Genomic DNA, 14642 nt, shown 5'->3' on the forward strand with positions numbered 1-14642 from the left:
TATGGAATTAATTGAAATTGAGGTTGCTTTTGCTACTCCGCTATTACAAAAAATTATAAAATTGACTGTTCCAACAAATACAAAAATTACTGAGGCAATCCAGCTTTCTGGCATAGAAAAGTACTTCCCGGGATATGAGTTAACTAATATGCCTGTAGGAATTTTTGGTAAACGACAATTTGAAACAGAGAACTACACATTAAAAGCTGGTGACCGGATAGAAATTTACCGCCCATTGTCTAAAACTCCAAATCAGAAGCGACTTGAACGTGCCAAAAATAAGTAAGTTGCTAATTCTCAGTTTTTTGATAAAAACTGGTGCAGCCCTTGAGATTATAATCCCCGATGCCTTAGAAAACAAAGTTGCAGTCTCGGTGATTGATTTAAATACAAATAAATCTGTTTATAGCTATCATCCAGATAAGCCTATGCTTCTTGCATCAAACATGAAAGTAGTAACAAGCTATGTTGCACTAAAAAAGCTTGGCTGGGATTTTAACTGGCATACCAAAATAGCATATTCTGGTAACATTGAGAATAATGTACTCAATGGAAACATTTACATTATTGGCGGTGGTGATCCATTCCTCAATACATCCACGATTACTAACATGATTCAGTCATTTAAAAATGACACTGGAATAGATATAATTTCTGGTAAGATTATCCTTGATAATAGTGTATTCAATACTAAACCTAAAAATAGCGAACTACACCCTGAGCCGTATGCTACCTACTCTGTAGAACCAGATGGACTTTTAATCGATAATGATTTAACCATGGTTAATATCAAAATTAAAAATGGAAAAATTAGTCTGGTAAAACCAAATACTTTAGGATTAAAACTACAAAATAATCTCAAATATCTACCTGGAAAAGCAAGCTGTAGAAATGCTAATGATTATGTGACTATTAAGAAAATAGCCAAAAATACACTTTCATTATCCGGTTCACTGCCGCAAAAATGTAATAAAAAAGAAATCGGCATTTATTTTGGAGATGACTTTAGCTATGATAAAAAAATTATTGCAAAATCTATAGCTAATGTTGGAATAAGATACGATTCTATTGAATCAGGTATAGCACCAGCTGATATAAATATCATTCTTACTCATAATTCCGAGTCGATTAATACATTACTACCAATAATGAATCAGATGAGTAATAACACTTATGCCAAGACCCTTTTTATGAGTCTCGGGGCATTTAAAACCAATAATTCTAATACCTATATAAATAGCGTTAATGAATATAAAAAAACCATTGCTGAAGCCTTTGATTTTCCTGAGCTTACACCTGAAAATGGCGCCGGTCTTTCTCGTCATGAAAAACTAAGTGCAAAACACATGACTCAGCTACTACAAGCAATATATTCCTCCTCAGATTATCAAAAGTTTAGATTAAGCTTACCAACACCCGGCGAGTCAGGCACCTTGGAGAATGACTTCAAAACGTACCATAATCAGCTCTATGTAAAAACCGGGACTCTTGATGATGTAAAAGCTTATTCAGGATACTTTACTAATAGCAATGATCATACCTATGCAATTTCAATTATTGCTAATGATATAAAAACTAATGGTAGCACTTCCGAACTTACAGATTTTAAACAACTACTCATCTCATTACTCGCCCAATTAAATAAAAATAAATAATTAGGGTACGTTATACTTATCCTATACTTGCTTTTAGCTAGAATAAAGTCTAATAATAATAGTTATTCTAGATTATAATTATGGGCGTTTACGGATGCTTGGGATAGGCATTCTACATAATAAAAACGATAAAATACAGACAGATAGAATTAAAGGTCGAGGAATGCAAAAAATAGAGCAACTAATTGAAGCTGCTAGTAGTAATGATTTGATGAAAATGGCAAAACTAATTGGCGACGGAGTTGATGTTAATCGAACAAATAGCCATGGAATAACACCATTGATGCAGGCAGCAATTCGCGGCCATATCGCAGCGGTAGAAATGCTAATTCAAGCTGGCGCAAACGTAAATAAACTAAATGCGAACGGAGTAAATGCAGTTACGCTTGCACAAAATATGAATCACGACCACATTGTTTCCCGGTTGAATCATCTGACTGTACCTGTAGCTCCTGATAATAAAAAATTAAATGAAGCTCTTTTTGATGCAGTCAGAAAAGCCCAGTTTGATGATGTCAAACAAATATTAAATCTTGGTGCAAATGTAAACCAACAAGACGAAGATGGTTGGCCACTATTAAGCATTGCAGCACTTGGTGATAATATCGAAATTATTAATCTGCTGATTAATGCCGGGGCTAACCTAGAGCAAACAGATAATCATGGCTGGACAGCACTATTTTTTGCCAACTGGAATCGTAATCTTGCAGCAGTAAATATCCTGATTCAGTCAGGATGTAAATTAAATAGTACCGATAAGCAAGGCAAGAGTGTTTTAATCTATGCAGTTCGTGATGGAAACTATGAAATAGCCAAAGTGCTCATTGAGGCTGGAGCAGATATAGACTACAAAGACAGCTATGGCTGGAATGCACTTAACTATGCTATCAGTAATAATCATTATGAAGTCACTAGGCTTTTACTGATAAACCAGATAGAAAATAATCATAGCGACATGCACGGTAGAACACCATTGATGTATGCAGCAAGAGATAATCTTCAGGATATCCTGAAACTGCTTCTTGCTGAGATAAAACCCTCGAACTCAACCGTAGATAGCAGAGGATATTCAATTCTTCACTATGCAATACTTGGTAATAACATCAACTGCCTTGAAATGCTTGCGAATAGTGGTTTAAATCTGGAGCAAGAAGATACAAACGGCTGGACACCATTAATGACCGCAGCCAAAGATGGTTTATCTGATATTTGCACTACTCTTATCAAATATGGTGTAAATATCGAACATAAAGATAAATACGGTTGGACACCACTACTATTTGCCGCATGGAAAGGACATCTTAGCATTGTAGAACTATTGCTAAAACATGGCGCAAATATTGAACATGCCGACCGAAAAGGCTGGACTGCTCTTATCTATGCAACGCGCGACAGCAAAACTAAAGTTGCACAACTACTTATCGACAATGGCGCAAACTTAGAGCATACTGATGGTTATGGGCATACCCCACTACTTGTCGCAGCATGGTATAACCAGCCGCAAATGATAGATTTATTATCTTACAATGAAGCCAATCTAGAACACCGTGATAAGGCAGGACAAAATGCCCTTGATATTGCAGAAGAAAAAAACTACCACGAAGTAGTTACCCATCTTGTAAAAGCTGGCGCAAATTTCGAAGCTACAGTATTTAGCGGTGGACGAACCCTGATTTGGGCGGCATGGAGCGGTAATAAAGAAATTGTTGAAACACTTATTAATGCTGGGGTAAATCTCGAATACACCAATAAATCATATTGGAGTGCGTTAATGTATGCCGTTCGTGATGGTAAAACAGAAATTGTAAAACTACTGGTGCAAGCCGGAGCAAATATTGATGCCTGCGATAATAATAAATGGACACCATTGATTTTTGCAATCTGGTATCAGCAGGAAGAAATTGCAGAGTTTCTCATCAAATCAGGGGCTAATATTGAGCGGGCAGATTACCAGCAACGAACCCCACTTTTTTTTGCTACGATGATTGGCTCGGTAAACTTGGTAAAAATTCTTTTGGCTCACGGTGCCGATTATACGCACCAGGATGATGAAGGGAATACCCCACTATCAATCGCTATAACAAAGGAATACCAGCAGATAGCTGATATCCTGAAAGGAGCAAAACCGATTGCGCCAGTCGTCGTAAATAAAGTTACTCCACAAAATTTATCCAGCCTCGGATTAGCAATAGTAGATGGAACAGCAAAACAGGTAAAAGCGATTTTGGCGAATCCAGCCAGCAATGTCAATGAAGTTGATCGCAATGGAACTAGCGGATTGATGCAAGCTGCGCTATTGGGTAAATCAAATGTCGTCCGAATGCTGATTGAGAAAAATGCCAATATGGAATTAACTGACAGAAACGGTGAAACAGCGCTGATGATCGCGGCTGAACATGGTAAATCAAATGTAGTAAGAATCTTGATTGCTGCAGGTGCTAATTTGGAACACAAAAACCATAATCAGCGAACGGCTCTAAGTATGGCAGCTTTACACGGTAAGGTAAATCTGGTAAAATTCCTATTAAGTGTTGGTGCAAATATAGAACATAAAGACATCGATGGTAGAACCCCATTACTGATGGCAGCCCGCCATGGTAAAAAAGCAGTTATTGAGGCATTACTTGAAAATAATGCCGATTACCAAGGAGCTGACAATGAAGGAAAAACAGCTCTTGATTTGGCAAGAGAATATGGGCACCAAGAGGTTATTGACGTACTTCGCCTATATATCAAATAGTTAACCAAATTTTATATAAACGAGATCAAATATGAAATTCAATCACGTATATGCCTTACTTATTTTAGTTAGTGGGATAATTGCTACTGGGTGTTCAACGACACCGAGTGCTGATAATTATGGCAAATACATGAACCAGCCGGAAGTACAAAATGGTGACGAAGGCAAAATTAATGAAAAGAAATTGAATCAACAAGCATGGAGTGAAGTAGAGATTACTAAAATGACTTCAGTACGGCGAATGGCTGATGGCAGCTACTCAAATAATCCACATGAAGGATTGATGCATGTGCGGGCTGTTCTGGTAAATGAAGGAGATCGGCCGATTCAGGGACACTGGCGGTGTAAATTTTATGACAGTAACAATCTACCATTAAATGAAGAAGAAAACAATCGCAATGCATCCCATGATGAAGGGCTTGGCTGGCATACAATGGTGGTTTATCCAGTAAAATCGAAAAGCCAGCGTGATGATGCTAATGTAATTAAATGTATGGCACCATCCAAGCTTGCTACCAATTACCGGATTGAATTTCACGATACATCTAATGACATTACAGAATACACCCGCTAGGAAAAACTATAATGCATGCACAAGCAATTGAAACAGTGATTAATGACATTGTTAGCAATCAAGAACTGGTTACAAAACGAGATTTAGAATTAAAACTAGAACTTATCAAGTGGATGATAGGTACAGGAATTGCGGAAGTACTTGCTATCGCCGGACTAATAAAATACATTCATTAAATGTATATTTTTACCCTAGCTCTGATACTTTCTGCCTTCTTTTGCTGGATAATTATAAAAACCAGTAAATGGCACGCCAAATTTACATTGGATAGTCAAACTGGTGCGCAAAAATTCCATAAATCTCCCACACCACGAATTGGTGGTTTAGCAATTTTCTTATCTGCATGGTCGCTCGCGATTGCCGGACTGGTAATGCATAAACTATGGGCAGTTTTTTTTATAAAAATTCTGGCTCCAACTTCGCTAGTTTTTCTGATTGGTTTTGCTGAAGATATTTATAAAAAGATTCCGCCCTTACATCGCCTCATTGTGGTTGCCACAGGATGTATTATTGGTATCTATTTTGTTCATGTGATTAACACAATTACCCATACAGACGTAATAATCATTGATTATCTGCTACGCTTTGAGCCAATAAGTATCTTTTTAACAGTATTCATTATTCTCGGAGTTACTAATTCGTTCAATATTATTGATGGCTATAATGGTCTTTGTATAACTACTGCCATGTCCACCCTTCTGGCTAGTCTTTTTATCGCCTATATTGCCAATTATCACTATCTGGATAATACAATTCTGATTCTACTTGGAGCAATTATTGGCTTATCGTTTTGGAATTATCCACACGGTAAAATTTTCCTTGGTGATGGTGGAGCATATTTGCTTGGATTTATTGGCTCACTGATACTTCTTGAATTATCACAAAAAGTACCAAATTATAGCCCGTTTACTTCGCTATTGATAATGATATACCCAATTAGTGAGACACTACTCTCTATTTATAGAAAAAAATTCCTCCGAGGCAAATCCCCTTTTCAGCCTGATCGCCTACATATGCACATGGTAATTTACTCTAGACTAATCCGCCACGATATACATAACCGAAATGCCGCGGTAGTTATAAAAATGCTCTGGTTTATTTTACCCCAGCTGGCTATCGCCCTATTATTTTATAAAAGTCAGACTATAATCATCTTTGCTATAGGGGATATCTAACAATCTATTTTTGGCTTTATTTCCGCATCATAAGCTTTAAAAGTCATAAAATTTTAATAAACAGCCGTTACACCAGAAGTCACCACAACCACTGAGTCAAAAAATCACAAAATTAAATATCAATTAATTCAATGCATTATAAACATAAAGAACAGATAAAGCTAAATAAACCATATAATCAATTGATTATAGAATGCTCAACTGTTAAAATTGAGTTAGAAAATATTGCATTTAATTTTTAAGGAAGAGTAATCGTGAAAATAAGTAATAATAATGGTTTTACTATTATTGAATTGATGATTGCTGTTGCAATTATTGGAGTACTGGCAGCAATTGCGATTCCTGCATATCAAAATTATATTTATCGAGCAAAAACTTCTGAGGCGATTTCGTTTGCCCAAATGGCGGTAACGGCGGTTTCTGATTACTATCAAACAAATAACACCTTACCTGTAGATAATCCAGCTGCAGCTCTTAATGCTACAGGTACAAATATAACAGGAACAAATGTTTCAGCAGTTACTGTTACCAGTGGGGTAATTGCAGTTATAACTAGCATTAGTGGACTAACAACTCAGTTTACGCTTACATTATCACCTACACTCACTTCATCAGGAATAAATTGGCAATGCTATACCAATTCGAATAGCTATTCATATGTCCCGGCGAATTGTCGTAATTAATTCAATGCTAAGTTTGCTGAGTTTCATACAAACTCAACTCTTATGATAGTTTGTCAGTTACCCCATATAAATAGTAGATTATTATTTTTAGGGCTAGACAATCAAAGCGGATTATTTCTAACCAATTTTAATATTATAGCATAGAGATTATCATTTCGATAATTGAACCTAAACTCACTTTCTTTTAGATGTAAGTTAAATGTGCTTTTAGAAATACCATGAAACTTTACTAACCTAGTTTTGGCAAATAACCAAAAACTCTCTATACCATTAACCATAGTACCTTACAAAATTAGCGAATCATAATGATTCTGGTTATAGCCAAACGCCTGTCAATATAGGAATTTGGCTGTAAACTCAGTATCCTAGAGAGCTGTTTGAATATAACAGCACTGTATGATAAGTAGTTATCCACGAAGATCTTTAACAAGTCAATCCCACGATTAAATGTGCTATGCTCTTTTGCTATACGTGAATGCCCATTGTGTTTAAGCTTCTTTAGTTTAGTTGGTTTAAGGTTGTTAGCAATCTCACCTAATTTACAAGCATAACAATAAGCAATCGCCATAAATATAAATAAGCTAGTAATGCGGTGAGGTTTCATGATTCTAGTTGCTTCCAGATTAAATCCTTTGGTTTTTGACTTGGCAAACATAGCCTCGATAGTCCAACGTTTGCGATAGATATCAGCAGAGTTATGTTGAAATTTATTGGAGATAATGTAAACCTTTTCACCGTGTTGATTTTCTCTGATGGTAAGTAGAAGCCTAAAATTATAAATTCTTCGAATTTTAGATTCAGCTTTGGTTTTATTGGGATAGTTCTGTATATTCTGGCATAGTTTTGTTATTTTAATTCTTTTATCATTATTGGTAACAACAACGGAAGATTTGGAACGAAAGATAAAGGTAATATTATTTTGGTTTAACCATGCAATAAACTCATGAGATGGAAACTCTCTATCAGCAAGCAGGTAATCGATAGTAATGTTTGGACAATTACGTATAAACCATCTTATTAAATCAATTCTCTGTTGAGAATTGGAGTTACCTCCGTGATTATCAATATTTACCCAGTATAATGGAATTGAAATATCATTCCATACAGCTGATAATACAAATAAATTATAATCCATGCAGCCATATTGCCAATTAGTTCTATCAATAACTAGTATGCAGTGTGTAATATTAAATAAAGCTAGTGTTGTTAAGGCATAGGAAATATACGAAATTGGATTCTTATCCAGTAATCGTCTGGTGTTCTGAGCATGCGAACTACGAGCTATGGTTTGTTTAGTATCTTTAAGAGCGTTTAGATTATGCAGTGTAGGTTTGTCTTGTTTGAATAAAGCGCTAACGCAGGCAACTATGTTTTTTTACTGCTTTGTTAACGTTTGAAAGATATGGATTAATTACTTTAGATAATTTAGTTTTCACAAAACAAGCAACAATGATGAAAGTAAATTGAAGCAAAATACAACACAATATTAAGCCCATACACATCAATAATATAACTCAATTAAAGCAAATTTAAGTAGGAAGAATTATAATTATCTATCCTTTTCAGAAAATCAAAATGCTATAATACCTCTTAGGAATAGTGCAAATTTTAATTAATTTTTAATTATCATTCTGAGGAAGAAAATCATGAATACAAGAAAAAATACTGGTTTTACCATTATTGAACTAATGATCGCCGTTGCAATCATTGGTGTACTAGCCGCAATTGCAATCCCAGCATATCAAAACTATATCTACAGAGCTAAAGCGTCTGAAGCTATTAGCTTTGCTCAAGCTGCGCAAACGGCTGTAGCTGATTATTATCAAACCAATGGTTCTGTACCAACAACAAATCAAGCTGCTGGTTTGAATGCAACAGGTACAAACATTACTGGTACTAACGTTGCTGGTGTTACGGTAGGGACTGGTGGAGCAATAACTGTAACCGCTAGTATATCTGGAATATCACAATTTGGTATAACGTTATCTCCAACTGCAACTTCATCCGGTATCAATTGGGCATGTTCAGTTTCGACACCTGCAACAAATAATGCATATGTTCCAGCTAATTGCCGCAGCTAATTAATTATAACTATACTCTCAAAGCCTGCAATACTTGCGGGCTTTCTGATTTTAAGCAAACATGACTAAACTTTTAACCACTGCCATCCCTTTAGTTTTTTTAATATTATTTTGGATAATCCCATTTTTACCAACAGTATCATCTGGATCTGCAATCCTAATTGGATTTTTTCTCTACCGAGACTTAAATTCTATTTTCTCTGCTATCTTATTATCCATTTCATTTTTATTTCTTATTAAAAAAAAACAGTTATCTATAAACTCTTCAGGCTTGTTAATTTTTTGCTTTATTTTGCTATTATCTATACAGCTAGTATTCACTAATAATATATATAATAGCCTTACGTATATAGGTATATGCACTTTTATTTTAGCAATTATCCTTATATTAATAATGCATAATCTAGATAGTGCAATCAAAATTAAAACAGTTAAATATATTTCTGGAATTATTTTAGCTAACTCTTATTTACAAATAACCATAACAGCGCTACAACTTAATAAAGTTACACTATATTTGCATCATATTTTTTATAGTTATGATTTAACCCAAAGTGCTAATATTTTTTATAATTTATTAATCGGCTCAGATAGCAGGATTGTGGGAGGCATTTATCAAACTAATAATCTAGCAGAATTATTAACTTGGGGATTATTTGCAAATATTCTACTATGGCAAAAAAGAAGTAAATTGTTTACTTTTTTTCTATGGTTTAATGCATTAATTATATCCATATTTATAGCACTAACTTTTTCGCGACTGATATTTTTATTTCTTATCTTTCTATTTATCTATAGTATAATCTTATACTATAAAAAATCCTTATATTATGCTAGAGTAGTTTTGTTACATCTAATTATACTTTGTATGACTACTTTTGTTGCAACAAAAGGTTATTTAAACTTTGCCTATTATGCTAGCCCACAGATGGCAGTTACAGAGCAAAAAAGCAGTAATAATGAATCAAGTAGTAATGCAAGTAATCGCCTGACAACAAGCATTAATAATATCTTAGTTTCTGAATCTAAGCATCAGATCAAATTAGCCAGTGATAGTCAACGCCTGTTTATGTGGAAGCAAGGATTCCAAATGTTTCTTCACCATCCAATACTTGGTATTGGATGGTATAATTATCCACAGTATATATTCATAAATAACAATGCATCCCTACCACAGCTAGCATTACCAAATAATAGTCATAATATTTTTATCCAATTACTGGCAACAACCGGACTTTGTGGATGCCTATTATTTCTAACGTTCGTAATCAATATCCTAAACCAAATAAGAAAACTACCACCTGAGCAGCAAATTCTTCCTGCTGGAATAATTATCTGCTCACTAATTCATTCACAAACTGAATATCCTTTATTTTATCTGCCATTCTTTTTCTGTTTTATTTTTACATGTGGTTTGGTTGATAATACAAATATTAAACAGATACCTATCGGCTATTTTAAAGTAACTACTATTTTGATCAGCATTATTGTGATTTGGCAAGTATATATAGGGTATCAAAATTATTATATACTGGCACAATTTAAAAAACCTGATAAAAGTAATAATAATCAATATAATAATATATTAAACAAATATAGCATTGGCTATAACCCTTTATGGAGTTACTACTCTGATCTGGATATGGCACAAAAGTTAAACTTTTATATTTATAATCAAAGCAATAAGCAACTATTTGATCTTAGCTACGAAACCACAAAAAAAGTTTATGCTTACACTCCATTCGCAAATTTTGGACTCAAGCTGGCAGTAATGGAACAATTAAAAGGTAATTCTGATGCAGCAAAACAATTAATATTTACCATCTATAATCATTATCATAAGTTTGAATCTGATCTTACAAATGCACTAATTGGTTTATCAAATGGTAACCCGGAATTGCAATCTACACTTCTCAAATATACTCAAGATTGGAAAAAACTTGAAAAAGAATAAATCCAGCGAACTAAATTTGCCTATCTCCGCCGCAAGCAACGGAGTATTACGGCAAATTTTCTCTTCAAGCCGCCCTTCTCCACTGATAATTACTGCCTTAAAGTGGCAAGCCGCGGGGAATTAGACCCGGAGGGATTAATCGGTAAACTAATTAATCACATTCTTTTATTACAAAGGGTATATGTGTATTAAGAAGTAGCACTAGAAAATCCAACTATGGAACCAGTGCAAATAAGTATAAATATATGAACGTGGAACTGTATTTCCAACTAAAACTGGATAAAATAAAATAAAAAGCCCTATTGAATACAATAGAAAAAGTAAAAAAAAGAAATATGTTAATTTACGCGAATATTGAGAAAAAATTACCATTAATTTTATTATTGCCAATATTAAAAAAGGAGTAACAAAATAATAATAATAAATATAAGTTTCACGACTGAATAAAGAATATGGAATAAATAGTAATAAAGAGCATAAAACAATAAAGAAACTTTGTGTATCTCGTTTGGTTATGCTATGAAATATTAATAAACATTCAGCTATAGCGCCAAACCACCAGATGGCTGGATTTCCCATAAGGACAAAAACAGTTGATGTTTTACTCTGTATGTCATTATCCCGATAAATAGCAAAGGGCTTCATATCAATCGGCCAACTCCACCATGGAGAGGCATAAAAGTTATGTATTATTGTTAATATATCATGGTTTTGGAACCTCCACATATATAGTTGCTGACGCAACACATAATCTAAAAAATTTTTTTCATGGCCTATTATAAGCTCAGGTATATAACTAAGAAAATAAATGGTAATAGGGATAAGAAATATTAATATAATAATCATTAATAAAGTCTGTTGTCTTGGTTTATAATCATTTTTATTAATAAACATCTCACAGTGTAAAATCACTATCAAAAAAATAGCTAACTCAAATAAAGCCGACCATTTGGTAGAAACCGCTAAACCTAAAATAATACTAGCAGATAATAAATATTTATAAGCATAATATTGATTTTTTCTCTGCATATAGATGAAATATTTATATAATAGAAATAAACTCCAAGTAGAAAAGATTATCAGAATGGATTCTATAGCTGCGATTCTGGTAAATACAAAGTGCATAAAGTCAAGACAGATTAATAGCCCCGAAATAAATGCCAGCATTCGAGAAAGAAATAATTCTTTGGCGAATATGTATACAATTAAGACTAGAATTACCCCAGCTAAATAGGATAGTAAACGCCAAACAAATGGAGACATATCAAAAGATTTTATTGCTAAGGCAATAAGATTCATTGCCAGTGGTGGATGTTCTCTAACAAATAATGAATTAATACCTCTAGTAATTTGATAACCAGTTACGGCGTAATATAATTCGTCCCAGATTACTCCTTCCCGAATTAATTTGGGTAACTTATTATCAAAGTTAAGAGTAACAATATTTTGAAGATTATCATATTTCAAATCAACATTACCAGTTAATCCAAAATTTAGCAGATAATTATTATGTTGATCAAAAAAAGCAATTTGATTTAAATTAAATACTGGAGATTCTACAATCATTTTTACACTATTGATTAATCCGATACTTTCGGGAACATTAACTGATCGCCAAGCAAAAAGTAGTGTCTTAAATTCTGATTCTGGTGCTACAGGTTTTAAAATTACTTCGTGTCCCAGACTAGTAGTTCCAGTTATTTTTATGTCGTGGTTTGAAAATCCCGTATAATAGTAAATATTCTTTAATCTTACTGGCTCATTAAATTTAAACTCCAGATATTTCCCTTTATAATTGCCTATCCAACCGCCATCTCTTTTAGTTGTATTGCCTAAGCCCATATAACTAACCCCTGCATATGAAAGGCATAAAATAAGAATTAGTATTATATCTTTATAATTTAATTTACTTTGGATTCTCTTATCTTTATCAAAGGCATAATTCTTCTCAATTATGCTTATTATATAAATAACTCCACCTATCAATACTGCTAATAGTAAAAATATTTGTAATATGGAAATAATATTCATAATTTCAATTTATAAAATTCCAATTTGGATACCACATTAAATAATTTTTAACATATTCAACTGGTATCTGAGTTGCTGACAATATAGGAAAAAATAGTAAAAATAACAAGATTACCACAAATAAGTAGATTCGTACTGTATATTTAGCCAATCGACCACCACTTAACAAAATTTCATCTAAAACCCTTGCTATGATTATACAAAGAAAAGGAGTAGCTGAATAAAAATAATAGATAAAACTAGTTCTTGAGATAAATGCATAAGGTAGATATTGTGAAAGAAATATCAGTAAAATAAATATCAATGAGATTTTACTTTTATCTATTTGTTTACAAATCATCATGACTATTATTAAACAAGCAATAATAGCAAAAAACCAGATAGCTGGGTTTCCCATCAAAGTAATTACTGAAGCATTATTACCAATTGAATAACTATAGATAGTATAAGGTCGATAATTAAATGTCCAACTCCACCATTTCGAAGCATAAAGATGCGCTTGAAAGGCTTCATGAAGATGATAAACAAGAATATCTTTTTGAATATTATAAACGAACTTCAAAAAATTCAGACTTGGACTAACAAAATATTGGGGTAAATAGGAAGCTAGGTAAATAATTATTATAATTGATAAAACCATAGCTAAACTGGCACATAATTTTCCTGCTTTTTTAATTAAAACATTCTGTGAAAGACAGATCTCACAATATGATATAATTAGTAATAAAGGAACAATAGAAAAACACCCTGACCATTTTGTGGCTATGGCAAACCCCAAGAATAAACTTGTTAAGAATAAATTACCATTTATTAGCTTAACTTGCTTCCTATTTTTTACATCCAGAAGATATTTGTATAAAAAAATGTATTCAAGAAGCAAAAAAAATGTTACTAATGACTCAATAGTCGCAATCTTTGAGATACCGTAGTGCATAAAGTCAAGGCAGAATAATAATGAAGCAAAAATGGCACATCTACGATTAAACAGGATTCTGGCAAAATAATATATTAATGGGATAAGTAAAATACCGCTTAGCAAAGGAATAAAGCGCCAGCCAAATGGACACATGCCAAAAAGTAAAATTCCAACACCGATTAATAGCATGCCAAGCGGAGGATGAGCTGTATTATATGGGGGTAACATATTAATTAATTGAAATGCTGTGGTCGAATAATAAACCTCATCCCAGCTAGCTGAGGTAAGCCAATTCTGATTTTCATCAACCACTGGCCTTTTAACAGAAATAAAATTAGTAAAAAAATCTCTTTTATCATTAGGAAATGAATTTAATTGTAGGTTTCTTACATATGTATTATTTTTATCATAAATTGCAATCTGTTTTAGCTCTACAACAGGCTTACTAACAATAACTCTTATTCTGCTTAACTTCAATGGACTAAAACTAACATTTATCCAACGAAACACTAATGGAACTTTTACCGATGAACTATCTATTCTCCCCAATGAATACTTTTGTCCATTATCACCATCTGCCTGAATATCAATTACCCCATTAGATAAACCAAAATAAAGACTAATTTGCTGAACTAACTGCGGTTTAGCCAAAGTAACCGTTAAAGTTTTACTCTCCATATCACCAAACCAATGTCCCTGCTTAAATCTATCACCAAAATTTATTAAAGAAACACCAGTAAAAAAGGACATTAAAATTAATATAACAATATAATCCATCCAATTAAATAAAGAATGTTTTTTGTTACTGCTTATTGATTTAATATAGCCCATAA

Annotated in this window: 12 protein-coding genes and 1 pseudogene; 9 read left to right on the forward strand and 4 right to left on the reverse strand. The window is 33.3% G+C overall.

The annotated features are described in order from the left end of the window. Position 1 precedes the first annotated feature (1 nt). The 7 genes from CUN60_RS07530 to CUN60_RS07555 all read left to right on the forward strand — a co-directional run bounded on the left by CUN60_RS07530 (position 2) and on the right by CUN60_RS07555 (position 6827). Entirely contained in the window at positions 2-286 is a 285-nt protein-coding gene (locus CUN60_RS07530) for an RnfH family protein (RefSeq protein WP_102951453.1), read from the forward strand. After that, on the forward strand, positions 270-1655 hold the full coding sequence (gene dacB / locus CUN60_RS07535; protein WP_158649341.1) for a D-alanyl-D-alanine carboxypeptidase/D-alanyl-D-alanine endopeptidase: 1386 nt from the start codon (positions 270-272) through the stop codon (positions 1653-1655). Before CUN60_RS07530 ends, dacB begins: the two co-directional genes overlap by 17 nt. Before the next feature lie 163 nt (positions 1656-1818). Beyond that, positions 1819-4395, forward strand: a complete 2577-nt coding sequence (locus CUN60_RS07540; protein WP_158649342.1) for an ankyrin repeat domain-containing protein — start codon at positions 1819-1821, stop codon at positions 4393-4395. Positions 4396-4426: 31 nt separating this feature from the next. After that, on the forward strand, positions 4427-4969 hold the full coding sequence (locus CUN60_RS07545) for a putative periplasmic lipoprotein (RefSeq protein ID WP_102951456.1): 543 nt from the start codon (positions 4427-4429) through the stop codon (positions 4967-4969). 11 nt (positions 4970-4980) lie between these two features. Further along, a complete protein-coding gene (locus tag CUN60_RS12945) occupies positions 4981-5145 on the forward strand; it encodes a hypothetical protein (protein WP_158649343.1) in 165 nt (54 codons plus the stop codon). After that, positions 5146-6144, forward strand: coding sequence for a glycosyltransferase family 4 protein (locus tag CUN60_RS07550; protein ID WP_102951457.1), 999 nt, complete (start codon positions 5146-5148; stop codon positions 6142-6144). A gap of 254 nt (positions 6145-6398) precedes the next feature. Next, positions 6399-6827, forward strand: coding sequence for a pilin (locus CUN60_RS07555; RefSeq protein ID WP_279639047.1), 429 nt, complete (start codon positions 6399-6401; stop codon positions 6825-6827). A gap of 101 nt (positions 6828-6928) precedes the next feature. Here CUN60_RS07555 and CUN60_RS07560 read toward each other — a convergent pair. Both CUN60_RS07560 and CUN60_RS07565 read right to left on the reverse strand, forming a co-directional pair. Beyond that, positions 6929-7102 (reverse strand): annotated as a pseudogene (locus CUN60_RS07560) (IS1595 family transposase); the annotation flags it as partial. A 17-nt stretch (positions 7103-7119) separates the two neighbouring features. Continuing rightward, a complete protein-coding gene (locus CUN60_RS07565; RefSeq protein ID WP_158649432.1) occupies positions 7120-8196 on the reverse strand; it encodes an IS4 family transposase in 1077 nt (358 codons plus the stop codon). 277 nt (positions 8197-8473) lie between these two features. Between CUN60_RS07565 and CUN60_RS07570 the strand changes: the two genes are divergently transcribed. Together CUN60_RS07570 and CUN60_RS07575 are read left to right on the forward strand one after the other, a co-directional pair. Beyond that, positions 8474-8908 (forward strand): pilin, encoded by a 435-nt coding sequence (locus CUN60_RS07570; protein WP_102951459.1) that lies wholly within the window; start codon positions 8474-8476, stop codon positions 8906-8908. Between the two features lie 394 nt (positions 8909-9302). Then, positions 9303-10862 carry a PglL family O-oligosaccharyltransferase gene (locus CUN60_RS07575; RefSeq protein WP_158649344.1) on the forward strand — a complete coding sequence of 520 codons (1560 nt, stop codon included), beginning with the start codon at positions 9303-9305 and terminating at the stop codon, positions 10860-10862. A 201-nt stretch (positions 10863-11063) separates the two neighbouring features. On the opposite strand, the gene CUN60_RS07580 is transcribed toward CUN60_RS07575, so the two are convergent. Together CUN60_RS07580 and CUN60_RS07585 are read right to left on the reverse strand one after the other, a co-directional pair. Then, the gene (locus tag CUN60_RS07580; RefSeq protein ID WP_102951461.1) at positions 11064-12893 is read right to left on the reverse strand and encodes a phospholipid carrier-dependent glycosyltransferase; all 1830 of its coding nucleotides are present in this window, start codon (positions 12891-12893) and stop codon (positions 11064-11066) included. A gap of 4 nt (positions 12894-12897) precedes the next feature. Further along, entirely contained in the window at positions 12898-14640 is a 1743-nt protein-coding gene (locus CUN60_RS07585; RefSeq protein ID WP_158649345.1) for a phospholipid carrier-dependent glycosyltransferase, read from the reverse strand. Positions 14641-14642: the final 2 nt, after the last annotated feature.

It is taken from the genome of Aquella oligotrophica (assembly GCF_002892535.1).
GTDB classification, from domain to species: Bacteria; Pseudomonadota; Gammaproteobacteria; order Burkholderiales; family UBA11063; genus Aquella; species Aquella oligotrophica.

Bases quoted from the DNA above. Each gene is read 5' to 3' on its own strand.
- CUN60_RS07530 (WP_102951453.1), top strand. From the start codon at position 2: ATGGAATTAATTGAAATTGAGGTTGCTTTTGCTACTCCGCTATTACAA.
- CUN60_RS07540 (WP_158649342.1), top strand. From the start codon at position 1,819: ATGCAAAAAATAGAGCAACTAATTGAAGCTGCTAGTAGTAATGATTTG.
- CUN60_RS07545 (WP_102951456.1), top strand. From the start codon at position 4,427: ATGAAATTCAATCACGTATATGCCTTACTTATTTTAGTTAGTGGGATA.
- CUN60_RS12945 (WP_158649343.1), top strand. From the start codon at position 4,981: ATGCATGCACAAGCAATTGAAACAGTGATTAATGACATTGTTAGCAAT.
- CUN60_RS07550 (WP_102951457.1), top strand. From the start codon at position 5,146: ATGTATATTTTTACCCTAGCTCTGATACTTTCTGCCTTCTTTTGCTGG.
- CUN60_RS07570 (WP_102951459.1), top strand. From the start codon at position 8,474: ATGAATACAAGAAAAAATACTGGTTTTACCATTATTGAACTAATGATC.
- CUN60_RS07575 (WP_158649344.1), top strand. From the start codon at position 9,303: ATGCATAATCTAGATAGTGCAATCAAAATTAAAACAGTTAAATATATT.
- CUN60_RS07580 (WP_102951461.1), bottom strand. From the start codon at position 12,893: ATGAATATTATTTCCATATTACAAATATTTTTACTATTAGCAGTATTG.
- CUN60_RS07585 (WP_158649345.1), bottom strand. From the start codon at position 14,640: ATGGGCTATATTAAATCAATAAGCAGTAACAAAAAACATTCTTTATTT.